The organism is Bradyrhizobium sp. A11, from assembly GCF_042077125.1.
Classification (GTDB): domain Bacteria; phylum Pseudomonadota; class Alphaproteobacteria; order Rhizobiales; family Xanthobacteraceae; genus Bradyrhizobium; species Bradyrhizobium japonicum_B.
Genome location: NZ_CP149509.1, coordinates 6843198 through 6867723, shown reverse-complemented (window position 1 = coordinate 6867723; position 24526 = coordinate 6843198). Strand labels below are relative to the sequence as shown.

Here is a 24526-nt window from a genome sequence, read left to right as displayed (position 1 = left end):
ATTGGCGTCGCACCTTTGGCGTCGTTGCCCGGTGCGATCGAAGAAGCAATATCAGAGCGTTCTCGCGCGAAATGGATCCCGGTTCGCGCGAAGAAGACGCGTCAAGCCAAAATCCTAGAGCGCGTCGCTGTCGGTTTCGCCGGTGCGGATGCGCAGCGCGTGATCGATCGGCGTCACGAAGATCTTGCCGTCGCCGATCTGCCCGGTGCGCGCGGAGGCGGTGATCACACCCACGGCCTTGTCGGCGATGTCGGAGGCGACCGCGATCTCGATCCGTAGCTTGGGCAGGAAGTTCACGACATATTCGGCGCCGCGATAAATCTCGGTGTGGCCTTTCTGGCGGCCATAGCCCTTCACCTCAGTCACGGTCATGCCGTGGACGCCGATCGCCGTCAGGGCCTGGCGGACCTCGTCGAGCTTGAAGGGTTTGATGATCGCGACGACGAGTTTCATGGTCAGGCCTATTCCCCGGGGTGCGGCGCGCCGTATGTCCCCGGCGCTGCGTCAATCTGGCATCTTTCCGGGCAAATGGCACAAAAAACTTGCAGGTTGAAGCGGAAAAACGATTGGCCAAGGGCGGTCATGTGAATGGCCGCCTCTGTACAGGGCAAGTGTTCATCCTTCACAATGCATTTTTGGCATGGATGCGGTGAACCCGGGCCTGCCAGGCGGGACATAAGTATTTTGAGGGGGACGCTTCATGGCGAGTTGGTTCTACGCATCCGAGGGCAAGCAGCAGGGGCCCTTTCCGGAAGGGCAATTCCGCGATCTCGTCGCCCAAGGGGTGGTGCGCCCGGACACGCTGGTGTGGACCGAGGGCATGGCCGGCTGGCAGAAGGCCGCCGAAATTCCCGGCCTGGTCGGGGGCGGCGGCGCGCCGCCGATGATGCCGGCGGGCGGCCCGCCGATGATGGGTGCCGGTGGCTATGCCGGCGGCGGAAGCGGTGGATCGCTGGCCGTCGATTTCGGCATCCTCGAGTTCACCTGGCGCACGCTCGTGCTGGTGATCGGCTCGTGCTTCATCATCCCGGTGCCGTGGCTGTTCGTCTGGTACACCAACTGGATCGTGCCCTGCTTCAAAGTCCCGGGACGACCCAATCTCAGCTTCACCGGCAGCGCGATGACGCTGGTGCCCTGGTTCTTCGGCTTCATCGGTCTGGCGATCGCCCTCAGCTTCGTCGGCAGCGAGATCCTGAGCAACCTGCTGTTCGTCGTGCAGATCGTGCTCTACTGGCTGCTGATCAAATGGATGATCGCGAACCTCGCCTCCAACGGGCAGCCGCTGGGCTTGAGCTTCACCGGCTCGGTGTGGGCCTATATCGGCTGGAATCTGCTGTTCGCGATTTCGATCATTACCATCATCGGCTGGGCCTGGGTCGCCGCAGCGCAGATGCGCTGGTTCTGCCGCAACATCGAAGGCACGCGGCGCGAGATCGTGTTCACTGGCTCTGGTCTCGACATCCTCTGGCGCGGGATCGTCGCTGCGATCCTGTGCAGCCTGATCATCCCGATTCCGTGGGTGTATCGCTGGATCATGAACTGGTTTGCCTCGCAGACCGTTCTCGCGCCGCGCGGCTCCGTCGCTGCCTGATCCGAAAAGCCTCGAACGCGAGACCTCGCGTTCGAGGTGATCACCCCTTGCGCTCGCGCACCGAGCCTTCCTGCGCGACGGAGGCAACCAGCGTGCCGTCGGGCTTGAAGATGGAGCCGCGCGTCAGGCCGCGGCCGCCGCGCGCGCTCGGCGAATCCTGCGCGTAGAGCAGCCATTCGTCGGCGCGGAACGGGCGGTGAAACCACATGGCGTGGTCGAGGCTCGCCGGCATCATGCGCTTGTCGAACAGCGTGCGGCCATAGCGCGCCATGATCGCATCCAGCAGCGAGAAGTCCGAGGCGTAGGCGAGCGCGCACATGTGCAGCGCCGGATCGTCCGGCAGCGTCGCCGCGGTCTTGATCCAGACATGGATGCGGCCGTCGTCGATCTTCTGGCCGAAATAGCGGCCGAGCTCGACCGGACGCAGCTCGATCGGACGATCGGATTCATAATAGCGGCGGATGAACTCCGGCATCTCCTTGAACATCGGCTGCTTCGCCACCTCCTCCGCCGTGAGCTTCTCCGGCGGCGGCACGTCAGGCATCTTGTCCTGATGATCGAAGGCGCTTTCCTCCTCGGCATGGAACGACACCATGATCGAGAAGATCGCGTTGCCGTGCTGGATCGCGGTGACGCGGCGGGTCGAGTAGCTCTTGCCGTCGCGCAGGCGTTCGACCTGGTAGATGATCGGAATCTGCGGATCGCCCGGCAGGATGAAATAGCAATGCAGCGAATGCGGCAGGCGCCCCTCGACGGTGCGGCAGGCCGCGACCATCGCCTGCCCGATCACCTGACCGCCGAACACGCGCTGCCAGCTGGTCTTCGGGCTGTTGCCGCGGAACAGGTTCACCTCGAGCTGCTCGAGGTCGAGGATCGAGATGAGGTCGATGAGGCTTTTGGACATGAACACAGCTCTCTAAAGTCGTCATTCCGGGCTCGCGACTTCGTCGCGCCCCGGAATGACACAATGGGGGCCGTTCCGCCCTCGTTTCACCGCACTGTTTCGCCCAGCTCAAGTCTGCTAGCAAGGCCGAGAATTGGCCGGGAAGCTTGGTATGTCGGTACAGGGTAGCATTGTCATTGGTGGCGGCGCGTTTGCAGGGCTCGCGCTGGCCCTGGCGCTGCGCCAGGGGCTCGGGCCCGAGATTCCCGTCATCGTCGCCGATCCCGCGCTCGGCACCCGGCCGAGCCGCGATCCCCGCGCCACCGCGATCGTGGCCGCCTGCCGCCGCCTGTTCGAGGCGATCGGCGCCTGGGACCCGGTCAGCGGCGAGGCGCAGCCGATCGTCGACATGGTCGTCACCGATTCCAAGCTGGAGGACGCCACCCGTCCGGTGTTCCTCAACTTCGCCGGCGACGTCGCGCCGGGCGAGCCCTTTGCGCATATGGTCGAGAACCGTCGCCTGATCGACGCGCTGACGGCGCGTGCGGAAGCCGAGGGCATCGATCTGCGTGCCACGACCGTCGCCTCCTACGACGCGCGTCCCGAAGGCATCGACGTGACGCTCGGCGACGGCAGCGTGATTGCCGCCAGCCTGCTGGTCGCTGCCGACGGCGCGCGGTCGAGGCTGCGCGAGCGCGCCGGCATTCCAACCCATGGCTGGGAGTATGACCAGGCCGGCATCGTCGTTACCGTCGGCCACGAGCGCGACCACGAGGGCCGCGCCGAGGAGCACTTCCTGCCGGCAGGCCCGTTCGCGATCCTGCCGCTCTCGGGAAAGCGCTCCTCGCTGGTGTGGACCGAGCGCCGAGCCGAGGCCGCGCGCATCGTGGCGCTCGGCGAGGAGGAATTTCACGCCGAGCTCGAGCAGCGCTTTGGCCTGCATCTCGGCGAGGTGAAGGCGCTCGACAAGCCGCGCGCCTTCCCGCTGTCCTATTTCGTCGCGCGCTCCTTCATCGCCACCCGCCTCGCACTGGTCGGCGACGCCGCCCATGTCATCCACCCCATTGCGGGCCAGGGTCTCAACATGGGGTTGAAGGATGTCGCGGCGCTGGCCGAGGTCGTCGTCGATGCCGCGCGGCTCGGCATGGATATCGGCGCGGCCGACGTGCTCGAGCGCTACCAGCGCTGGCGCCGCTTCGACACCATGGCGATGGGTGTTGCCACCAACTCGCTGAACTTCCTGTTCTCGAACCAGTCGACGCTGCTGCGCACGGTCCGCGACATCGGCCTCGGCCTCGTCGACCGCGCCCCGCCGCTGAAGAACCTGTTCATCCGTCAGGCCGCCGGACTCACCGGTGAGGTGCCAAGATTGTTGAAGGGCGAGGCGTTGTAGCCGCGCCGGCTCTTCAATCTCCGCTGTCGTCCCGGACAAGCGCGCCCTGAGCGCGCGCAGAGCGGGGATGACACCGAGAGTGTGGCGCGATCATCGTTCCAAACGATGCAGCTCCGCCCGGACGACAGGATCAATCGATCTTGCGCGCCTCTTCCGGCAGCATGATCGGGATGCCGTCGCGGATCGGATAGGCGAGCTTGGCGCTGCGCGAGATCAGCTCCTGCCTTGCAGCATCGAACTCCAGCGGGCCCTTGGTCAGCGGGCAGACGAGAATCTCCAGCAATTTGGGATCGACGCTGGCTTCGGGACGTTCGGTGGGCGCGTTCATTGGGGTCTCCGGCGATCGGCTGCCTCTAGCACAGAATTTCGCGCCCGCCCATCGCGGGGCTCAAGCCGTGACCATCGTGAAGACCTCGTCGAGCAGGGCGTGGAGCCGGGCTGCCGGCATTGGCGCGCCCGACAGGGCAAAGCCGAGAAACGTCCAGTAGAGGATCTGTGCGCGGGCCTGCGCCGTCGCCGCCCCGAGCCCACGCTTCGCCAGCAGCTGTTCGATATAGTCGAGCCTGCGGCGGTCGATTGCGCGCACGGCTGCTTGCGCCGCCGCGTCGAAGGCCGCCCAGTTGCGCACCGCCCGTTCGAGATCGAGCCGCGCGCCGAACGAGCGGCGCAGCAGCGCCTGCAGCGGCTCGTCGCCGGCGGCCTCGACGTCGGCGATGATCTGCTCCGCCGCGATCTCGCGCCAGCGCTTCAGCACGGCGGCCTGGAACGCACCGAGATCGGCGAAATGCCAATAGAAGCTGCCGCGCGACACTCCCATGGCCCTTGCCAGCGGGTCGGCCTTGAGCGCGGTGAAGCCGCTCTTGGCGAGCGCCTTGAGGCCTTCCTTGATCCAGTCGTCGGCGGAGAGCTGGTCGGTCATGTCGGGGTCCCGGGATTTGACCATACACTAATGTATTGACAGCCTGACGCAAGCAGGTGCATAACCATACATAGATGTATGGAGATATGCCCATGCGCGACCTGCTCCTGCAATGTTCCGGCCTCGCGGCGATCGCGATCGCGCTGATCCACGGCATGCTCGGCGAGACCAAGGTGTTCACGCATGCCCGCATCGAGCCGCCGCGGCTGCGCATGCTGATCCGGCTGGTGTGGCAGGCCGGCACGGTGGCGTGGATCGGCGGCGGCGTGCTGCTGCTCGCCGCGCCCGGAATGGAGTCGAACCCTGCCCGCCACTGGATCGTCGCCACCTTCGCGATCGTGTTCGGCTTTGCGGCCTTGGCCAACGCCTTTGCAACGCGCGGTCGGCATTTCGGCTGGGTTGGCATGAGCTTCGTCGTCGCGCTCGCCGTCGCCGGCTACTAGCGACTGCATCTGGACCGCGAGGCACAAGGCCGCAGCGGCAGCTCAATTCCGCGCTGTGCCCGGACAGCGTTCGCTCACATTAGAACCGATCTAAGGCGACCGATTAGAACTTATCTAAGATCATCGACGCGCATACCGGATTGACTTCATCTCCCCCTTTGCTTCCTTCGACGCGGCTCGCATAGCGCGCACGGCAGAGGAGAAGGTGTTCGTGAAGGTCATTCGTGTTGTTGCCATCGCACTGACGATCGGGATGGGCATGGGGTCGGCGGCCATGGCCGACGGTTTCAAGAACTGCACAAAACTCGACAAGGCGTCGTGGAAACCGGCCAGCGAAGCCGAAGCCAAGGCCAAGGCTCTGGGTTACGAGGTGCGGCGATCCAAGATCGAAGGCTCATGCTACGAGGTCTACGGCGTCAAGGAAGGCAAGCTCTACGAGCTGTTCTACAGCCCCGAAGACCTCAGCCTGAAGCACACGATCGCGAAGTAAACCGCCAAGTAAACTGCCAGGCGAATCGTCAAGCTGGCGGTGAAGGAGGCCGCGCGGATTGATCTGCGCAAGGCTGGGCTCGAGGATGGTCTTCGCTTGATTGAGGATGCGATCCCGAAAGCGCGCGGGGCGTCCGACAGGGCCCGTGCGGATCGAACCGCTTCGCGGACGGTTTTGGTCTGGGACCTGCCGCTGCGCCTTTGGCACTGGAGCCTCGCGGCCTGCGTTCTGGCCGCGTGGTTCACGCCGACCGTCCATGATCGGCTGCACCGCTTCGTCGGCTATGCGGTGCTTGGGCTCCTCGCCTTCCGGCTCGTCTGGGGCTTCTGGGGAAGCCGCTATTCGCGTTTCCGCATGATGAGGGCCAGGCTGCGGGCCGCGCCAAGCTATCTCTGGAATCTGCGCCGCGGCATCACCGGCCGCTATATCGGGCTCAATCCGGCCGGCACGGTGATGCTCGTGGCGCTGCTGGTCTCGCTGGTCGTTTCGGCGATCACCGGCGCGATGTCGGTCACCGTCACGTTCTTCGGCGTCTGGTGGGTCGAGGACACCCACCATTATTCGTCGGACGCGGTCATCGTCCTGGTCGTGCTGCATGTGGTGGGCGTGCTGCTGATGGGGATTCTCCAGCGCGAGAATCTGACCCGCGCGATGCTCACCGGCCGCAAGCACATTCGCAATCGTCCCTAGTGATTCGCCTCCACTCGTTCCGTGGCGCTTTCCGGCGCGGCGCCGTCGCGCGCCGGTGGTCGGCAAAGTTCAAATTGCGCCGATGAGCTTAATGCGTCGATAAGCATCCAATCAGTCACGGCACAAAATCAACGCGATTGGCCCGTTTCTATCTCGGCAATGTTGCCGATGGAGCGGCTTGGATGTTTCGTGTCTTGTCTTGCCTTACCGTCGAACATGATGTTCGGCTCGTCGTGCTCGCCGGTTTGGTCTGCTTCGTCGCCAGCATCGTCGCGGTCAGTATCTTCCATCGTGCGATCGCGGCGCGCGCAAGAACGCGCCTGATCTGGATCGCGATCGCCGGCGCCGCCATCGGCTACGGCATCTGGGCAACGCATTTCGTCGCCATGCTCGCCTACGAGCCGGGCGTTGCGACCGGCTACGGCATCGTGCTGACGTCGCTTTCGCTGGCCACCGCAATGTTCTTGACGTCGGTCGGCTTCGGCGTCGCGGCCGGCGATTCCGGCCGGTGGCGCCCGGGGACAGGCGGCATCATCATCGGCGGCGGCATTGCCAGCATGCATTATCTCGGAATGTGGGCGCTTGAAGTGCCGGGCCGCGTCGCGTGGTCACTGGATCTCGTACTCGTCTCGATCGTTCTCGGCATGTGCTTCGGCTATGCCGCCCTGGCTGTCGCGATCAAGTATCGGAACTACCAGGGCACGCTCGCGGCGGCAGTCCTGCTGACGCTTGCCATCATATCGCATCACTTCACGGCGATGGGTGCGCTGCATATTACGCCGGATCCAACGCGCGCGACGAGCACCCTGTCGCTGTCTCCGGCCGTTCTCGCGCTTGCGATCGCCGGCGTCGCGCTGTCCGTGCTGGGCATGAGCCTGATCGGCGTGCTGGCCGATCGTCGCCTGGCAAGCAGAACCGTCAGGTTCGAGGAGATCATCAGCCAGCTTTCGGTCGCCCGTCAGCAGCTCGAAGATTCCCAGCAGGAATTGCAGGAGCAGACGCTGAGGCTCGACACGGCCATCAACCACATGGTCGAGGGCCTTTGCATGTTCGATGCCGAGAAGCGGCTCGTCATATGCAACGAGCGCTACGCCAGACTGTACCGGCTGCCGCCGGAGCTGTTGCGCGCGGGAACCGCGCATCGCGACATCATCCGGCATCGCATCATGAACGGCATACTCGACGGCGATGCCAGCGATTTGGCCGCCGAACGGCAGATCGCCAAGCTCGATGCATTGCCGGTCCATGCGGTTTCGAGCCGGATCGACGCGTTCGCCGACGGCCGGCTGATCTGCGTGACGCGGCAGCCGATGGCCGGCGGCGGCTGGGTGGCCACGCATCTCGATGTCACGGAGCAGCGCCGGTCCGAAGCCAAGATCACCTATATGGCGCAACACGACGCCCTGACGGAGCTGCCGAACCGCGTCCTGCTCAGAGCGCGCTTGGAGCATGCCCTGGCCGACACGCGTGACGGAAATCTCCATTTGGCGGTCCTGATGCTCGACCTCGACCGATTCAAGGAGATCAACGACACGCTCGGACATCCGGCAGGCGACTCGCTGCTACGTTCGGTCGCGGTCCGCTTGCAGGATTGCGGCAGGGAGACGACGTTCATCGCTCGATTGGGCGGCGACGAATTCGCCGTCGTCGACTACGTGACAAGCCCGGCCAGGGACGCGGCGGCTTTGGCCGAGGCGATCAAAGGCGCGCTCTGCGAGCCGTTTGATCTCGGCGATCACCAGGTCATCGTGGGCACCAGCATCGGAATCGCCATCGCGCCTCGCGACGGGACCGATTCAGACACGATCCTCAAGAGCGCCGATCTCGCCCTCTACGCGGCGAAGGGCGGCGGACGCGGCGCATTCCGTTTCTTCGAGCCGGAGCTCGATCAGCGCATGCACGTCCGCCGCAACCTGGAAAAGGATCTGCGGAAGGCGCTGGCGCGGGGCGAATTCGAGCTTCATTACCAGCCGTTCGTGGGTGTGGAGAGCGGACGAATCTGCGGCCATGAGGCGTTGTTGCGGTGGCATCACCCCGAGCGTGGTCTGGTCTTGCCGGGCGAGTTCATTCCGCTCGCGGAGGAAACCGGCCTGATCCTGCCCATCGGCGAATGGGTCCTGAGGACCGCCTGCGCCGAAGCAGCCAAGTGGCCCTCCGATCTGAAGATCGCGATAAACCTGTCTCCCGCGCAATTCAGAGGCAAGGAGCTCGTCGCCTCGATTGTCGGCGCATTGGCAAATTCGGGAATTGCCTCGAACAGGCTTGAACTCGAGGTCACCGAGACCGTCATCATGCACGACAGCGGGGCTGTATTCGCCGCGCTCGGCCAATTGCGCAAGCTCGGCGTGCGGATTGCCCTCGACGATTTCGGCACCGGCTATTCGTCGCTGAGCTTCCTGCAGAAGTTCCCGTTCGACAAGGTCAAGATCGATCGCAGCTTCGTCAGCGAGCTGGCCAGCACGACGGAAGAGTCTCATCGGATCGCTCGCGCAGTGGTCAGGTTCGCCACCAGCCTCGGCAAGACATCCACGGCCGAGGGCGTCGAAACCGCCGAGCAGCTGGCCATCCTGCGCGAGGAGGGATGCGTCGAGGCGCAGGGCTATCATTTCAGCCGGCCGCTGCAGGCCTCCAGGATCGCGCCATCGGCGCAGCGCAAGGCCGAAACGGCCATCTACGCAGCCTGAGCGCCGTCCTCACTGCAGCGGCGGATCGCCGCTGGTACGCTTCTTGGCAAGGTCCATCTCGGTGACGGCGATCAGGATCTCGGCGCGGGTCTTCAGGTCGGGCGCCTCCAGCATGGCCTGCTTCTCGGCGGGGCCATAGGGCGACATCATCGCCAGCGCGTTGACGAGCGCCTCGTTGGGCGCGCTTTCGACGCCCTCCCAGTCGACCTTGAGATTGTTGGCCTTCAGGAAATCCGCCAGCACGGCCAGCAGCGCCTCGCGGTCGACCTCCTCCTCGCCCATACGCGCGGTGAAGTCGTTGGCGAAGGCGAAGAAGTCCACCTTGCACTGCCGGTAGGCGGTGAGCACGTCGAGCTCCTCGACCACCTTGAAGCGCGAGACGCCGGTGAGCTCGAGGATGTAGCGGCCGTCGCCGGATTCGGCGAGCTGGGTGATGCGGCCGACGCAGCCGACCCGGAACAGCGTCGGCTTGTCGGAATCCTTCGGCGAGTGCGCGACATCGGGCTGGATCATGCCGATCAGGCGATGGCCGTCGCGGAAGGAATCGTCGACCATCGCAAGGTAGCGCGGCTCGAAGATGTTGAGCGGCATCTGGCCGCGCGGCAGCAGCAGCGCGCCCGGGAGCGGAAACACCGGAATGATCTCCGGGAGGTCGGCGGGGCCGCGATATTCGATATTGATCGGCATCTGCCCGGTCCCCCTGCCCTTGCTAGTGCATGATCCGGATCCGGCGGACCGCGTCAGCGCAAAGTGTGCAGCGGTTTTCCGAACAGATCATGCTCAAAAGAGGGCCTTACGAAAACAGGATCGTCGACAAGCGCTTGCGCCCCTCGACGGTTGCATCATCCGTGCCGCCCCACGCCTCGAAGAACTGCACCAGCTGCTTGCGGGCACCGTCATCGTTCCATTTGCGGTCGCGCTTGACGATCTCGAGCAGCTGCGCGGTGGCAGCAGCGCGGTCGCCTTTCGCGTTGAGCGCGGTCGCCAGGTCGAATCGGGCCTGATGATCGAGCGGGTTTGCGGCGACTTTCTGTTCCAGCTCGGCGACCGGCCCGAGCGACTGCGCCTGCTCGGCGAGATCGATCGTGGTCTGCACGGCCTTCACCGCGGGGTCGTTGCGCTTGGATTCCGGCACCATGGCCAGGGTCTGCTTGGCCTGCTCCATCGCGCCGGAGACGGCGTAGCACTTCGCAAGGCCGGCCAGCGCCGCGATATTGGTCGAATCATGCTGGAGCGCTTCGGCATAGATCTGCGCTGCCGCAGCGGCGTCGCCCTCGGCGAGCACCGCCTCGGCCTCCTGCACGATCTCGGCGACGTTGACCTCGCCCGGCGCGACGACGCCCTTGGTCAGCTTTTCGATGAAGGCATTGAGTTGGCTCTCGGGCACCGCGCCCATGAAGCCGTCGGCCGGCTGGCCGTTGACGAAGGCGATCACGGCCGGGATCGACTGGATGCCCATCTGGCCGGGGATCGCCGGGTGCTGGTCGATGTTCATCTTGACCAGCTTGACCTTGCCCTTGGCCGCCCTGACCGCCTTTTCCAGCACGGGGGTGAGCTGCTTGCAGGGCCCGCACCACTCCGCCCAGAAATCGATCAGCACCGGCTGGCGCTTCGATTCCTCGATGACGTCCTTCACGAAGGTCTGGGTGGTGGTGTCCTTGATCAGATCGGCGGCGGCCGGGTTTGCGGCTCCGTTACCCTGGTCGATGATCGTCACGGGATCCCCTTGTCTGATGTCCGGAATGGCGGCTCTTTAGCACGCCGCCGCTTCCTCTGCTGCGCTGTCGGCTCCTAGATTGGGCCGAATGGGCCGAATTTCAATCCATCGCGGCTGATTCGGCGGTTCCGGAGCGTTTTCGGGCTGTTTGGCCGCATCAGGGGTCGATATTGGGCCCCGGATAGCGCATCTATGCCGCCGGTAGCTGTTGCATTCCCCTCCCGCTTTTGGCATACGACAGCCGTTGCCGGCGCGTCACGCGACCGACACAGGATGCGGGTGTAGCTCAGTGGTAGAGCACGACCTTGCCAAGGTCGGGGTCGAGGGTTCGAGCCCCTTCGCCCGCTCCAATTTTTCCCAGAGCATCCAGCTGATCCGGACGGAAACGTGGTTCTCCACGCCGCCGGCGACTGCCTTGGGTTTGCAATGACGATCCTGGTCACCGGCAGTGCCGGCCATCTCGGTGAAGCCGTTATCCGCACCTTCCGTGGGCGCGGGTCGTCCGTGCGCGGGATGGATCTGAAGCCCTCGCCCTTCACTGACGCGGTGGGCTCGATCGTCGATCCCGGCTTCGTGCGGCGGCAGATGGACGGCGTCGCGGCGGTGATCCACACCGCGACGCTGCACAAGCCGCATGTGGCGACCCACAGCAAGCAGGACTTTGTCGACACCAACGTATCGGGCACGCTCAATCTGCTCGAGGCGGCCGCGGCGGCCGGCGTGAACAGCTTCGTCTTCACCAGCACCACCAGCGCGTTCGGCTCGCAGCTTCGGCCGGCGGCGGGACAGGCGGCGGTGTGGGTCAACGAGGACCTGCCGTCCGTTCCGAAAAATATCTACGGCACCACCAAGCTGATGGCGGAGACGCTGTGCGAGTTGTTCTTCCGCGAGCGTGGACTTCCGGTCGTGGTGTTGCGGACCTCGCGCTTCTTTCCGGAGGACGACGACGATCCCGCGATCCGGTCGGCCTACGCGCTGGACAACGCGCAGGCCAACGAGCTGCTCTATCGCCGGCTGGATATCGCGGACGCGGTGAGCGCCCATCTGCTCGCCGTCGAGCGGGCGCCCAACATCCGTTTCGCCCGCTACATCATTTCGGCGACCAGCCCGTTCGAACAGCGGCATCTCGCGGCGCTGGCGCGCGATGCTGCAGGTGTCGTCCGCGAGCTCTATCCGGATTGCGCCCAGCTCTATGCGGCGCGCGGCTGGAGCCTCTTCCCCGAGATCGACCGCGTCTATGTCAACGAACGCGCGCGGCGCGAGCTGGGCTGGCGGCCCGAATTCGATTTCGCGCATGTGTTGCGCAGCCTGCGCGAGGGGCGCGATTTTCGCAGTGCGCTGGCGCGCGAGATCGGGGCCAAGGGCTATCACGACACGGCGTTCGACGATGGACCCTACCCAGTCGCCAGTTGAGCGCCGCGATCGATATTTTGCTCGACGAGTCAAGTGCCTGCCGGGCTCACCCTGAGCTGCGCGACTTGCGCCGTTCTACTGTGCATGGGGTTGTCTTCGCGTTTTGTGTTGTCCGGCCCTCGTCGCTGCTCCGCACATGAGGCGCGCCGTTTTGATTCCGCGTTGCAGCGAGAACGCCCTCGCCGCAGGCTTGGCCTCGTTGACACTCCGTCTCAATTTTTGCGCGGCGCAACCGAGATGAATGCGCCGCGCTTCTCAGCGCTCGCAGATGTGCTAACCTTTTTGCGTCTGTCGTTCCGACCGACCCAAGACTTCGCCTCTCGACTAGCAAAAGAAAATAATGCGCAGCTCCTAGGGGCTGCCTTAGGGGAGTGACGCGATGAGATTCCACCGATCCGTCTTTCAATCCGTTCTGGCGCTTGCAGCGGCTGCTCTTCTTGCGGGGACCAGCGCCGGCAACGCGCAGCAGCAGGACAAGAACCGGGCGCTGAAGAAATACGAATCCGGCACCAAGGAGTTCTGGACCCATCCGCCGGATGACTGGTTCCTCGGCGACGAGACCGAGGCGCAGAAGGGCCTCGCCCCGCCCTCGGGTCCGCCGACCGGCGCCTCCGATGCCGAGCTCGCCAACATCGTCAAGAAGATCAAGCTGCCGCAGGGCTTCAAGATCGAGGTCTACGCCTCGGGCGTGCTGGCGGCGCGGCAGATGGCCTGGGGTGACAAGGGCACCCTGTTCGTCGGCTCGTTCGGCCTCGGCAACGTCTATGCCATCAAGGACAATGGCGGGAAGAAAGAGGTCAAGACCATCCTCAAGGGGCTGAACATGCCCACCGGGCTCGCCGTCAGGGACGGCGCGCTCTACGTCATCGCGGTCGACAAGCTGATCCGCTACGACGACATCGAGAACAAGCTCGACAATCCTGGCGATGGCAAGGTCGTCTATGACGACATGCCCTCCTATGCCGCGCATGGCTGGAAGTACATCGCGGTCGACAAGGAAGGCTGGTTCTTCCTGCCGTTCGGGCCGCCCTTCAACATCGGCATCCCGCCGACCAGCGTGTCGCAGATCCGGCGCGTCGATCCCAAGACCGGCAACGCCGAAATCTGGGCGCTCGGCGTGCGCAACTCGGTCGGCGGCGACGTCGATCCGCGCACCGGCAAGCTCTGGTTCACCGAGAATGCCCGCGACTGGATCAGCGATGATCTGCCCTCGGACAAGCTGAACATGATCAACCGGATCGGCGAGCATTTCGGCTATCCCTATTGCCACCAGGGCAATCTGCCGGACGACAAGTTCGCGATGGGCCACAAGTGCTCCGAGTTCACGCCGCCCGTGCTGAATCTCGGCGCCCATGTCGCTCCGCTCGGCATGAAGTTCTATACCGGCGACCAATTCCCCGCCGAGTACAAGAACAACATCCTGATCGCCGAGCACGGCTCCTGGAATCGGCACAAGTACCAGGGCGCGCGCATCGTGCGCGTGATCGTCGGGCCCGATGGCAAGAACCCGAAGCGGGAGATCTTCGCCTCCGGTTGGCTCGAGGGCGACCAGGGCTATCTCGGGCGACCCAACGACATCATCCTCGCCAAGGACGGATCGATCCTCGTCGCCGACGACTGGGCCGGCGCGATCTATCGCATCAGCTACAGCAAGAAGTAGCGCGAATTCGACACGAGGCTGCGGTGCCGGAAGGGCCGCAGCCTCGTTTGCTTCAAGCCCATCCCTTCGTTCCGGATTGCGCGCCAGCGCAAGTCCGGAACCCATGGCCCCGAGCCGTGGTTATGGATCCAGGGCGCGTACTGCGCACGCCCCGGAAGCGACGCACTTGATCAGATCGGAATTCCCTCATGCGCCGGCCATTCATCTCGCCCGCAATCAGCGCGCTTGCGCTCCTGGCGCTCGGAGCCGTTCCGGCGGGTGCTGCCGATAATTCCGCGATCAAGGAGAAGGCCTCCGCCTGCGCCGGCTGTCACGGCGAGAACGGCATTTCGCAGACCGAGAACGTCCCCTCGCTCGCCGGGCAGCCCGATCAGTTCATCCAGTGGCAGCTGGTGTTCTTCCGCGCCGGTGCGCGCAAGAACGAGCAGATGAAGCCGATCGCCGAAGAGATCACCAACGAGGACATTAGGAGTTTCGGCGCCTATTTCTCGCAAATGGCGCCGCCGAAGGGCCCGGAGGACAAGGATCCGGAGCTGTCGGAAAAGGGCGCGCAGGTTGCCGCCGGCCGCCGCTGTGCCTCGTGCCACACGGACAGCTACGCCGGCACCAAGGCCGTGGCGCGGCTCGCGGGCCAGCGCGAGGAATATCTGGTCAAGGCGCTGCACGACTACAAGGCCGGCCAGCGCATCGGCAACGGCGTCGCTGCGATGGTCGATGTCGCCTATCGCATGAGCGACGAGGAGATCACCGCGGTCTCGCACTATCTCGCACATTTGAAGTAGTGCGGGATGCAAACACGGCTCGTCATCCCGGGGCGCGCAAAGCGCGAGCCCGGGACGACACCGAGTGTGTAGCTGCAGCTATCCCAGCCGCTGCTTCTCATACGCCTTCAAATGCGTGTAGGCGATGCGCAGCTTGGGCACCGGCACCTTGGCGGCGTCGGCGCGCGCGATGAGGTCGCCGATGACGTGATCGGCCTCGACCGGCAGGCCGGCCTTGATGTCGCGGAACATCGAGGCCGTCATCGGCGAGCCCTCGGTGGTGAGGTTGCCCTTCACACGCTCGAAGAACGGGCCGCCCGGCGGATAGCCCGACGCGGTGGCGATCGCGCTGGTCTCATCCAGCATGCCGAGCAGGAAATCCCGGCCGCCGGGCGCTGCGAGGATGTTGCCGACAGAGGTCCGCATCAGGCTGGTGGATGCCGCGAGCGAGGCGAGGAACACCCACTTCTCCCACATGTCCTGCATGATGTTCTGGCTGGCGGCGGCGCCGGTGATGCCGCTCCTGAAGGCTTCGTCGATCGCCTTGACGCGATCGGACAGCTTGCCGTCGCGCTCGCCGTAACTGATCGCCTGCATCGGCTGGAGCTGCACCACCTCACGCTGCTCGTTCAAGGTCGCGGCGATCGCGCAGAGGCCGCCGAGCACGCGATCCTTGCCGAACTTGTCGTCGAGGATGTCGAGATGCTTCATGCCGTTCAGCATCGGGATGATCGCGGTGTTTGGCCCGACGGCGGCCGCGAACGACTTGATGGCATCGTCGAGATCGAACGCCTTGCAGCTGAGCAGCACGACGTCGAACTTGTCCTTGAGCGCGTCGGCCTGCACGGTCGGCGGATTCTTCAGCGTCACATCGCCATTCGGGCTCTTGATGACGAGCCCGGCGCTGGCGAGCTCGCCGGCCCGGCGCGGACGGACCAGAAAGGTGACGTCGCGGCCGGCCTGCAACAGCCTGCCACCAAAATAGCCGCCGATGGCGCCGGCGCCGACCACCAGGATACGCATGCGAGAGCTCCGTTGAACGAGGCGAATGGCGGGTAGGGAATAGCGAATAGGGTGAGAGGCCGCAAATCACGAGTCACAGTTTCACGACTCGCTCTTCGCCATTCCCTATTTACCCCGTTCCAGCACCATCTCCTCGACCTCGCGGAGCTGTTCCTTGCCAAAGAACATCTCGTTGCCGACAAAGAAGGTCGGCGAGCCGAACGCGCCGCGCACGACCGCCTCCTCGGTGTTCTTGATCAGCTTGGCCTTCACCTCGGGTTCCTGCGCGCGGGTCAACAGCTTCTGGGCATCGAGGCCGGAGGACGCCAGCGCCTTCGCCGCGACTTCAGGATCGTCCATCTTCTTCGGCTCGCGCCACATGTGGTGGAAGGCGGCCTCGACATAGGCCTCAAACACGCCTTCCGCTTGCGCCGCGATCGCCATGCGCATCAGATTCAGCGTGTTGACGGGAAAGTGCGGATTCCAGACATAGGGCTGGACCTTGAAGCGCTTGATGAAGCGCTCGGTCTCGACCTGCTGGAATTCACGCTTGTTCTTGATGCCGGCGAGCGTCTCGGCCGGCGACCTGTTGTTGGTCGACTTGAAGATGCCGCCGAGCAGGATCGGGACGTATTCGAACCTGACGCCGATGCGCTGCTCGATCGCGGGAATTGCGAGATGGCTGAGATAGGCGTTCGGGCTGCCGAAATCGAACAGGAACTGCGGGGCAATGCGGGTCAAACTCACTCTCCCTGACCTAACTTTCTGATCTGGCTTTTTTCCATTGTGGCGCAGGGCGCGCCACAGGTCTACCGTTTAATGATGGTCATAATACTCTGAGCATCTGATCAGACGCCGGATCGCGCGCTTGCGCCAGACCGCGAGGTAATAGCCCATCTGCAAAACGAACATGGCGCAGAACACGATAGGATAGGCGGCCCATACGCCCTGAAGGCCGATCGTGCGACTCAGGATCACCGCAGCAGGCAGCTCGATCGCGACGATGGCGAAGATCGAGAGCAGCATCGGCGTCAGCGCGACGCCCGCTGCACGCATGGCCCCGGAATACACAATGGCCAGGCCGAACGGCACCGAACTCCACAGGGCGGTGTCGAGCAGGCCTTTCGCCAGATCGAGCACGGCTGCGTCGGTGATGAAGATGCCGAGGATGGCACGCGGCGCCAGATAGATCAGCGCCACCAGCCCGCCGGTCAGGACGAGGTTGAAGGCAAGCCCGGTGCGCACGATGCCGTCGAGCCGGGTTCTGTCGCCGCCGCCGACAGCCTGCGCGCCGAGGATCGAGACGGCGATCGAGATCGACATCGCCGTGAACTGCGTGTAGCCCATCACCTGGTTGACGGCGCCATAGGCCGCCGTGGCGTCCGACCCGAAGCCGTTGACCAGGCCGAGCAGGACCAGCTCCGCGATCGCCATCACCACCATGCCGATGGCGCTCGGTAACCCGATGCCAAGAATCTTGCCGAGCATGGCGCGGTTCAGCCGCAGCTGACGCAGCAGGGCCGCGTCCGGCGCGAGCGCGTGCTTCTTCCGCAGCAGATAGACCGCGAGTGCGATCAAGGTGAGCGCGTTCGCGATCGCGGCCGCCCATGCCGGGCTGGCGACGCCGGCCGGCGGCAATCCGAACGATCCGCGGATCAGCATCGGGGTCAGGATCAGGCCGATCGCAGTCGACAGCGCCAGCGCCAGCAGCGGCGTCAGTGCGTCGCCGACGCCGCGGATCATCGCCGTCATCAGCAGGAAGACGAAGCCGAGCGGCATGGTGAGCAGCATGATCCGCGCATAGGTGCTGGCAGAATCGAGGATGTCCGCGGGCGTGGCGAGCGCCATCATCAATTGACGGGTGAAGAGGCCGCCGATCAGCGCAACCGAAGTGGAGAGCAGAAGGCCGATCGCGAGCGTCGTGCCTGCGATGCTTCTGATCTTGTCGTGCTCGCGCGCGCCGAAGGCCTGGCCGATCAGGACGGTCGCCCCGGTGCTGAGGCCCATGACGAAGGCGAACAGGAAGAACATCACGGGGAAGAACACCGAGACCGCCGCCAGCGCGTCGACGCCGATCATCTGGCCGAGATAGACGTTGCTGACGGTGCCGAACAGCGATTGCAGCGCGTTGCTCAGCATCAAGGGCGCGAGGAAGCGGAGGAATGTTGTCCAGAGCGGTTTTGGGGCGGACATGGATCAGCCTTTCGTCAGGGCATGCGAAGCCGTTGCCGCGCAAGGTGCGCGGCCCGGCCGTCGATGGAGGTTGTGAAGAGCGCCGCGCGGTTTACGCGCGGTCGCTGTAGGCGAGCTTGACGATGTGGTCGCGGATGTCGGCCGGCCAGTCGGCGATCAGCGCGGTGAAGCGCCGCCGGTCGTCTGCAAACAGCGCGCGCGAAGCGTCCTCGAACCGCGGCAGATTGCCGGCCATGGTCGACATGAAGTGATAGGCCGCATCGCGCGCCTGCCGCTCGCGGTCCTTGTCGCCGCTGGCGCGCCTCGCCTCGTCGACGAGCTTGCGCAGCGCGACTGAGGCGCCGCCCGGCTGCGCGCCGAGCCACTCCCAGTGCCGCGGCAACAGCGTCACCTCGCGCGCGACGACGCCGAGCTTGGGCCGGCCGCGGCCGCGCGGCTCGCTCGGTGGCGTGCTCTCCTCGACCGGCGGCGGGACGAGCTTGGCCAGCCGCGCCAGCACCTCGCGATCGCCGCCACGCAGATCGAAGTCGATCGATCGGCCCGTGGCGTCCTCGAAGATGATGATGGCTTCATCCGGCCGAGGCGCCACCCGCTTGACGACAAGCGCGACTTCGCCGGCGGGTCCGGACACTAGGCGACGTGGTCCCTGGAAGGCGGTGAAAGTCCTTTGCATTGAAATCATTGCCATATTGATGAGGCTAGGGGCCATTTAATACCCGGGTAAATTATAAAGGTCAATATACCCGGGTGAAAATATCCGCACCCCGGCTCGACATTGCGCCCCTGGGCTGGCACCAACGGCGCCGCCGCACGACCGCGCTTAGCCACCACGCCTAGCCCTGGGGACCTCACCGATGCTGATTGTTCACCACCTCAACAATTCCCGCTCGCAGCGCGTGCTGTGGCTGCTCGAGGAGCTAGGCGTGCCTTACGAGATCGTGCGCTACCAGCGGCAGCCGGACATGCGTGCGCCGAAGGAGCTGCGCGCCATCCACCCGCTCGGCAAGTCGCCCGTCATCACCGACAACGGCAACACCATCGCCGAGTCGGGTGCGATCATCGAATATATTGTCGCGACCTACGGCAATGGCCGGCTGATTCCGCCGCCGAACACGCCGGAGCGGCTGCGCTTCACCTATTGGCTGCATTATGCCGAGGGGTCGGCGATGCAGCCGCTGCTGCTGAAGCTGCTGTTCACGCTGATGCCGAAGCGCGCGCCCGCGCTACTTCGTCCGCTGGTGCGCAAGGTCTCGAACCAGGCGCTGACCACGCTGGTCAATCCGCAGCTCAAGCAGCACATGGACTATTGGGAAGGCGAGCTTGCGAAGAGCGAATGGTTCGCCGGCAACGAATTCACCGCAGCCGACATCCAGATGAGCTTCCCGCTCGAAGCTGCGCAAGCGCGCGGCGGGCTCGAGCAGGGCCATCCCAAGGCGATGGCATTCCTCGAGCGCATCCACGCACGCCCGGCCTATGCGCGTGCGCTGGAAAAGGGCGGGCCGTACGAGGTGGGGCGGTAAGCTTCGCGCCCGTCATTCCGCGGCAGTGGCAGCTATGGTGCGCATTGCGCACCTGGTCCTGCAAGCAAAGCGGTTACTGGCCGGCCGCTTCTGCGCCCCTTGTGCGGGGGTCGGGCGCGCCGAGCGGCCCGTTCGGCGACACGAGAATCGAATTGGCCGATGTCTGCCCCATCGGCTCGACGATCGCATGGCCTCTCGCCTTCAGTTCGAGCAGCACATCCTCGGCAAAGCCGCGCTCGATCCGCACTTCGTCGGGCAACCATTGGTGATGCAGCCGTGGCGCCGCGACGGCGGCCGCGACATCCATCTTGTAGTCCAGGACGTTCACGATCACCTGCAGCACGCTGGAAATGATGCGGCTGCCGCCGGGCGAGCCCGTCACCAGCACCGGCTTGCCGTTCCTGAGCACGATGGTCGGCGACATCGACGAGAGCGGACGTTTGCCAGGTCCGGGCAGATTGGCCTCGAAGCCGACGAGGCCGTAGGCATTGGAGGCGCCGACCGCGGCGGTGAAATCGTCGAGCTCGTTGTTGAGCAGCACGCCGGTGCCGTCGGCAACGAGGCCGACGCCGTAGCTGAAGTTCAGCGTGTAAGTGTTGCTGACCGCGTTGCCGCGGGAATCCACCACGGAGAAATGCGTGGTGTTGCTGCCCTCGCGCGGCGAGGGAGCCGCGGCTGCGAGCTCTTTCGACGGCGTGGCGCGATCGACCGTGATGCCGGAGCGCAGTTTGGCGGCGTAGTCCTTCGCGGTGAGCGTCTCGATCGGTGCGTTGACGAAGGCGGGATCGCCGAGATAGCGCGCGCGGTCCGCATAGGCCCGCTTCATGGCCTCAATCAAGAGATGCAGGGATGCCGGCGATCCCTGCTTCAAATCGCCAAGCTGAAAGCCCTCGAGGATGTTGAGCGTTTCCACCAAGACGGTGCCACCGGACGAGGGCAGCGGCATCGACACGATGTCGTAGCCGCGATAGGTGCCGCGCACCGGCGCGCGGATCACGGCCTGATAGGCCTTCAAATCGGCCGGCGTCATGATGCCGCCGGCATCAGCCACGGCTTTGGCGAGCTTTTCCGCGACCGGTCCCTCATAGAAGCCGCGCGGTCCCTGTGCCGCGATGGCCGACAGCGTTTCGGCAAGCTCGCCCTGCATCAACCTGTCGCCCTCGCGAAGCGGCGTGCCATCGGGCCGCGAGAAGATTTTGGCGGTCGAAGGCCAGCGTGCCAGCCGCCGGTGCCAACCGGGCAGCGTATCGGCGATGTCGTCGTTGACGACAAAACCGTCGTGCGCGAGCGCGATCGCAGGCTCGAGCAATTGCGCCAGCGTGAACCGGCCCGAACCGTATTTCTCCAGTGCCAGACTGAGTCCCCTGACCGTGCCGGGCACGCCGACGCCAAGGGCGGAATCCCGCGACTTCGCCGGATCGGGCTTGCCGTCGGCGCCGAGAAAGATCTGCGGCGTGGTCGCCGCCGGCGCCGTCTCGCGGTAGTCGATCGTGATGTCTTCGTTGCGGTCGGCGGAATGGATCACCATGAAGCCGCCGCCGCCGATATTGCCGGCACGCGGATAGGTCACGGCCATCGCAAAGCCGGTCGCGACGGCCGCATCGACCGCATTGCCGCCGCGCCGCAGGATCTCGGCGCCGACTTGCGCGGATATCTTCTCCTGCGCGACCACCATGCCGTGTTCGGCGGCAATGGCGCGCACCGTGCCGGGCGCGGCTGGAACATAGGCCTGTCGCGCATCCTGGGCAGTCGCGGCTGCGAGACCGAACGCCAGAGCGGCTATGACGGCGAAAAATGTCCGCCGTGTCGAATGTGACGACATTATCAAACTTCCGCCGGGACCTCGGACCAGTTCACACGCCTCGCCGCAATGCTATACGGTCTGGCTCAAGAGAGGCAAAACTGTTCGTGATGAGGCCTGCGTGATGACGACGATCGCCCCGGATGCGCGCATGGCCGATGTGCTGCGGACCTATCCGCCCCGTACCGCCGTCGTCAGCTGGATCTTCTTCGATTGGGCCGCGCAGCCCTATTTCACGTTGATCACGACCTTCGTGTTCGCGCCCTATTTCGCCACCAGCATTGCGCCGAATCCCGCCACCGGCCAGTCGCTATGGGCGTTTGCGATGGCATCGGCGGGCCTTGCAATCGCGCTGTTGTCGCCGGTGCTGGGAGCCATCGCCGACGCCGCGGGCCGCAGGAAACCATGGATCGCGGGATTCGGCACGGTGCTGGTGCTGGCATCGTGCACGCTTTGGATCGGCAGGCCCGGCGATGTCGCCGTCATTCCGTTGCTGCTCACCGCGGTTGCGCTCGCCAGCGTCGGTGCCGAGTTCGCCACCGTCTTCAACAATGCGATGATGCCGACCCTGGTGCCGCCGGAGCGGATCGGCCGGCTCTCCGGCACCGGCTGGGCGACCGGCTATGTCGGCGGCATCGTCAGCCTGATCATCGTGCTCGGCCTGCTCGCCGCCAATCCCGAGACCGGCCGCACGCTGCTCGGCCTCACGCCATTGTTCGGGCTCGATCCCGTGACGCATCAGGGCGACCGGGCCGCCGGGCCGCTGACCGGGCTGTGGTTCATCATCTTCGTGACGCCGATGTTCCTGTTCACGCCGGACTATCCGGCCAAGCGCCCACTGCGCGAGGCGCTGCGCGAGGGCCTGTCGGAGCTCAGGCAATCGATCAAGCATCTGCCGAGGCAGAAATCGCTCGCGGCATTCCTGCTCGCCAACATGATCTACACCGACGGTCTGGTGTCGCTGTTCGCCTTCGGCGGCATCTATGCCGCCGGCACGTTCGGCTGGCACACGATCCAGATCGGCACGTTCGGCATCATGCTCGCGATCGCCGGCGCATTCGGCGCATGGTTCGGCGGCAAGCTGGATGATCGTCTGGGGCCGAAGCGCGTCATTGCCGGCAGCCTGCTGCTTCTCTTGCTGTCCGTGGCGGCGATCCTGCTGGTCGACAAGGACAGCGTGTTGTTCGTCAAGGTCGCGCCGCCGCAAGCGGGCGGGGGCTTGTTCTCGAGCGCGGCCGAGCGCGCCTATCTCGTGCTGGGCTGCCTGATCGGCGCGGCCGGCGGTCCGCTCCAGGCCGCCTCCCGCACGCTGCTGATCCACCTCGCACCGAAAGATCGTATCGCGCAGTATTTTGGCCTATTTGCACTGACCGGGAAGGTGACGTCCTTCATCGGACCGCTTCTGATCGGAATGATCACGGCGGTGACCGCGAGCCAGAAGGCCGGCATGGCCGTGCTGGTGGTGTTCTTCGTCGCAGGTCTGGGATTGCTGATGCGGGTGCGGGATTAGCGTCCCCATCGTCATTCCGGGGCGCGCCGAAGACGCGAGCCCGGAATCCATTTCTCTGCATGGGACGCAGCACGATAGATCCACAGGTGCGCAATTGCGCACCGTAGTTCGCGCCTCGCGCGTCCCGGAATGACAACAAGCTCAGTGCCTGAAGTGCCGCGTACCCGTGAACACCATGGCAATGCCGTGCTCGTCGGCGGCCTTGATCACCTCGTCGTCGCGCATGGAGCCGCCGGGCTGCACCACGGCGGTGGCGCCGGCCTCGATGCAGGCGAGCATGCCGTCGGCGAAGGGGAAGAAAGCATCCGAGGCTACAACCGAACCCTTGGTGAGCGGCTCGGCGAGCTTCAGCTCGCTCGCCGCGTCCTGCGCCTTGCGCGCGGCGATACGGGCTGAATCCACCCGGCTCATCTGCCCCGCGCCGATGCCGACGGTGGCGAGATCCCTCGCGTAGATGATGGTGTTGGACTTGACGTGCTTGGCGACGCGGAACGCGAATTTGAGGTCGCGCATCTCGGCATCGGTCGGTGCCCGCTTGGTCACGACCTTGAACGTCATGTCGTCGACCACGGCATTGTCGCGGCTCTGCACCAGCAGGCCGCCGGCCACCGTCTTGGCGGTGAGGCCCGGCGCACGGGGGTCGGGCAGGCTGCCGGCGAGCAGCAGGCGCAGGTTCTTCTTGCCGCCGATGATGGCGATCGCTTCCTCGGTGGCGTCGGGCGCGATGATCACCTCGGTGAAGATCTTGGTGATCTCGCGCGCGGTGTCGGCGTCGAGCGGACGGTTCATCGCGATGATGCCGCCGAAGGCCGAGGTGGAATCGCAGGCCAGCGCCCTGCGATAAGCCTCGACGAGGTTCGATCCTTCGGCGACGCCGCAGGGGTTGGCGTGCTTGACGATGACGCAGGCCGCGGTGCGCTTGGCGTCGAACTCGCCGATGCATTCATAGGCCGCATCGGTGTCGTTAATGTTGTTGTAGGAGAGCTCCTTGCCCTGGAGCTGCCGCGCGGTCGAGACGCCCGGGCGCTTGTCCGGCGTCGCATAGAACGCCGCGGTCTGGTGCGGGTTCTCGCCGTAACGCAATGACTGGATCAACCTGCCGCCGAAGGCGCGGAAGTCGGGTGCGTCGATATCGAGCTGCCGGTTGAACCAGTTCGAGATCGCGGCGTCATAGGCCGCGGTGCGTGCATAGGCCTTTGCCGCAAGCCGCCGGCGCAGCTTCAGCGTGGTCGCGCCGTTGTTGGCGGCGAGCTCGTCGAGCACGGCCTGATAGTCCTGAGCCTCGACCACGACGGCGACGTCGTCATGGTTCTTAGCGGCGGCGCGGATCATGGCGGGGCCGCCGATATCGATGTTCTCGATGCAATCCTCGAAGCCCGCGCCTTTGTCGACGGTCGCTTCGAACGGATAGAGGTTGACGACGAGCAGGTCGATCGGCGCGATGCCGTGGGCCTTCATCGCCTCCGCATGCTCCTTGTTGTCGCGGATCGCGAGCAGGCCGCCATGCACCTTCGGATGCAGCGTCTTGACGCGGCCGTCCATCATCTCGGGGAAGCCGGTGAGGTCGGAGACGTCCTTCACCTTGAGACCGGCCGCGGCGATCGCTTTCGCGGTGCCCCCGGTCGAGACCAGCTCGACATCATGCGCGGCCAGCGCCTTGGCGAACTCGATGAGGCCGGTCTTGTCTGAGACGGAGAGAAGGGCGCGGGTGACGCGGCGGGGGCGGTCAGTCATGAGCAAGATCCTCTGTCTTAAGGAGTGTCTATGCCCAGGCGCGCGGCGGCTATGGCCCGCGCTTCCCGATGGTGCTCCATCCAAGGTCGCCAGTCGCGCGAGCGAGCGCTCGATAGCAGTTT

The 24526-nt window shown here is 65.2% G+C and carries 23 protein-coding genes, 1 tRNA gene and 1 riboswitch; of the genes, 12 read left to right on the top strand and 12 right to left on the bottom strand.

Annotated elements, in window-relative coordinates; genetic code table 11:
* Positions 1 to 114 precede the first annotated feature (114 nt).
* The gene (locus WI560_RS32280) at positions 115 to 453 is read right to left on the bottom strand and encodes a P-II family nitrogen regulator (RefSeq protein ID WP_027535359.1); all 339 of its coding nucleotides are present in this window, start codon (positions 451 to 453) and stop codon (positions 115 to 117) included.
* 247 nt (positions 454 to 700) lie between these two features.
* Between WI560_RS32280 and WI560_RS32275 the strand changes: the two genes are divergently transcribed.
* Positions 701 to 1591 (top strand): DUF4339 domain-containing protein, encoded by an 891-nt coding sequence (locus WI560_RS32275; RefSeq protein WP_375306383.1) that lies wholly within the window; start codon positions 701 to 703, stop codon positions 1589 to 1591.
* 40 nt (positions 1592 to 1631) lie between these two features.
* On the opposite strand, the gene tesB is transcribed toward WI560_RS32275, so the two are convergent.
* Positions 1632 to 2495 carry an acyl-CoA thioesterase II gene (gene tesB / locus WI560_RS32270; protein WP_028133420.1) on the bottom strand — a complete coding sequence of 288 codons (864 nt, stop codon included), beginning with the start codon at positions 2493 to 2495 and terminating at the stop codon, positions 1632 to 1634.
* A gap of 151 nt (positions 2496 to 2646) precedes the next feature.
* Here tesB and WI560_RS32265 point away from each other — a divergent pair, with 151 nt between their 5' ends.
* On the top strand, positions 2647 to 3867 hold the full coding sequence (locus WI560_RS32265; RefSeq protein WP_375306382.1) for a ubiquinone biosynthesis hydroxylase: 1221 nt from the start codon (positions 2647 to 2649) through the stop codon (positions 3865 to 3867).
* Between the two features lie 130 nt (positions 3868 to 3997).
* Here WI560_RS32265 and WI560_RS32260 read toward each other — a convergent pair whose 3' ends face one another.
* Entirely contained in the window at positions 3998 to 4195 is a 198-nt protein-coding gene (locus WI560_RS32260; RefSeq protein WP_028133418.1) for a Trm112 family protein, read from the bottom strand.
* Positions 4196 to 4255: 60 nt separating this feature from the next.
* Entirely contained in the window at positions 4256 to 4786 is a 531-nt protein-coding gene (locus WI560_RS32255; RefSeq protein ID WP_375306381.1) for a TetR/AcrR family transcriptional regulator, read from the bottom strand.
* 92 nt (positions 4787 to 4878) lie between these two features.
* Here WI560_RS32255 and WI560_RS32250 point away from each other — a divergent pair, with 92 nt between their 5' ends.
* The 4 genes from WI560_RS32250 (at position 4879) to WI560_RS32235 (ending at position 9093) form a co-directional block, all read left to right on the top strand.
* The gene (locus WI560_RS32250; protein ID WP_375306380.1) at positions 4879 to 5229 is read left to right on the top strand and encodes a hypothetical protein; all 351 of its coding nucleotides are present in this window, start codon (positions 4879 to 4881) and stop codon (positions 5227 to 5229) included.
* 211 nt (positions 5230 to 5440) lie between these two features.
* Complete coding sequence (locus WI560_RS32245) at positions 5441 to 5719, top strand: PepSY domain-containing protein (protein WP_028133416.1); 279 nt, start codon at positions 5441 to 5443, stop codon at positions 5717 to 5719.
* Positions 5720 to 5815: 96 nt separating this feature from the next.
* A complete protein-coding gene (locus tag WI560_RS32240) occupies positions 5816 to 6409 on the top strand; it encodes a cytochrome b/b6 domain-containing protein (protein ID WP_375306379.1) in 594 nt (197 codons plus the stop codon).
* Positions 6410 to 6591: 182 nt separating this feature from the next.
* Positions 6592 to 9093: an EAL domain-containing protein gene (locus WI560_RS32235; RefSeq protein WP_375306378.1), complete on the top strand. Its 2502-nt coding sequence runs from the start codon at positions 6592 to 6594 to the stop codon at positions 9091 to 9093.
* Between the two features lie 9 nt (positions 9094 to 9102).
* Here WI560_RS32235 and WI560_RS32230 read toward each other — a convergent pair whose 3' ends face one another.
* Positions 9103 to 9780: an LON peptidase substrate-binding domain-containing protein gene (locus tag WI560_RS32230; protein ID WP_375306377.1), complete on the bottom strand. Its 678-nt coding sequence runs from the start codon at positions 9778 to 9780 to the stop codon at positions 9103 to 9105.
* Positions 9781 to 9886: 106 nt separating this feature from the next.
* Positions 9887 to 10810 carry a thioredoxin gene (trxA, locus tag WI560_RS32225; RefSeq protein ID WP_028133412.1) on the bottom strand — a complete coding sequence of 308 codons (924 nt, stop codon included), beginning with the start codon at positions 10808 to 10810 and terminating at the stop codon, positions 9887 to 9889.
* A 275-nt stretch (positions 10811 to 11085) separates the two neighbouring features.
* Between trxA and WI560_RS32220 the strand changes: the two genes are divergently transcribed.
* The 4 genes from WI560_RS32220 (at position 11086) to WI560_RS32205 (ending at position 14665) form a co-directional block, all read left to right on the top strand.
* Positions 11086 to 11160, top strand: a tRNA-Gly gene (locus tag WI560_RS32220).
* A 76-nt stretch (positions 11161 to 11236) separates the two neighbouring features.
* Positions 11237 to 12223 carry an NAD-dependent epimerase/dehydratase family protein gene (locus WI560_RS32215; RefSeq protein WP_375308963.1) on the top strand — a complete coding sequence of 329 codons (987 nt, stop codon included), beginning with the start codon at positions 11237 to 11239 and terminating at the stop codon, positions 12221 to 12223.
* Positions 12224 to 12602: 379 nt separating this feature from the next.
* Entirely contained in the window at positions 12603 to 13883 is a 1281-nt protein-coding gene (locus WI560_RS32210) for a PQQ-dependent sugar dehydrogenase (protein ID WP_375306376.1), read from the top strand.
* 188 nt (positions 13884 to 14071) lie between these two features.
* Positions 14072 to 14665 carry a c-type cytochrome gene (locus WI560_RS32205; RefSeq protein ID WP_375306375.1) on the top strand — a complete coding sequence of 198 codons (594 nt, stop codon included), beginning with the start codon at positions 14072 to 14074 and terminating at the stop codon, positions 14663 to 14665.
* A gap of 78 nt (positions 14666 to 14743) precedes the next feature.
* Here the strand turns inward: WI560_RS32205 and panE are convergent, their stop codons facing one another.
* From panE to WI560_RS32185, 4 genes are all read right to left on the bottom strand, one after another.
* Positions 14744 to 15667, bottom strand: coding sequence for a 2-dehydropantoate 2-reductase (gene panE / locus WI560_RS32200; RefSeq protein WP_375306374.1), 924 nt, complete (start codon positions 15665 to 15667; stop codon positions 14744 to 14746).
* A 105-nt stretch (positions 15668 to 15772) separates the two neighbouring features.
* Entirely contained in the window at positions 15773 to 16387 is a 615-nt protein-coding gene (locus WI560_RS32195) for a 2-hydroxychromene-2-carboxylate isomerase (RefSeq protein WP_375306373.1), read from the bottom strand.
* A 75-nt stretch (positions 16388 to 16462) separates the two neighbouring features.
* Positions 16463 to 17839: an MATE family efflux transporter gene (locus WI560_RS32190; protein WP_375306372.1), complete on the bottom strand. Its 1377-nt coding sequence runs from the start codon at positions 17837 to 17839 to the stop codon at positions 16463 to 16465.
* Between the two features lie 91 nt (positions 17840 to 17930).
* Positions 17931 to 18527 (bottom strand): DUF2239 family protein, encoded by a 597-nt coding sequence (locus WI560_RS32185; RefSeq protein WP_375306371.1) that lies wholly within the window; start codon positions 18525 to 18527, stop codon positions 17931 to 17933.
* A 166-nt stretch (positions 18528 to 18693) separates the two neighbouring features.
* On the opposite strand from WI560_RS32185, the gene WI560_RS32180 reads away from it, so the two are divergent.
* The gene (locus WI560_RS32180) at positions 18694 to 19359 is read left to right on the top strand and encodes a glutathione S-transferase family protein (RefSeq protein WP_375158060.1); all 666 of its coding nucleotides are present in this window, start codon (positions 18694 to 18696) and stop codon (positions 19357 to 19359) included.
* 73 nt (positions 19360 to 19432) lie between these two features.
* On the opposite strand, the gene ggt is transcribed toward WI560_RS32180, so the two are convergent.
* Complete coding sequence (gene ggt / locus WI560_RS32175; protein WP_375306370.1) at positions 19433 to 21181, bottom strand: gamma-glutamyltransferase; 1749 nt, start codon at positions 21179 to 21181, stop codon at positions 19433 to 19435.
* 103 nt (positions 21182 to 21284) lie between these two features.
* Here ggt and WI560_RS32170 point away from each other — a divergent pair, with 103 nt between their 5' ends.
* Positions 21285 to 22670 (top strand): MFS transporter, encoded by a 1386-nt coding sequence (locus tag WI560_RS32170; protein ID WP_375306369.1) that lies wholly within the window; start codon positions 21285 to 21287, stop codon positions 22668 to 22670.
* Between the two features lie 141 nt (positions 22671 to 22811).
* Here the strand turns inward: WI560_RS32170 and purH are convergent, their stop codons facing one another.
* Positions 22812 to 24404 (bottom strand): bifunctional phosphoribosylaminoimidazolecarboxamide formyltransferase/IMP cyclohydrolase, encoded by a 1593-nt coding sequence (purH, locus tag WI560_RS32165; RefSeq protein ID WP_375306368.1) that lies wholly within the window; start codon positions 24402 to 24404, stop codon positions 22812 to 22814.
* A 25-nt stretch (positions 24405 to 24429) separates the two neighbouring features.
* Positions 24430 to 24511, bottom strand: a riboswitch (ZMP/ZTP riboswitch).
* Positions 24512 to 24526: the final 15 nt, after the last annotated feature.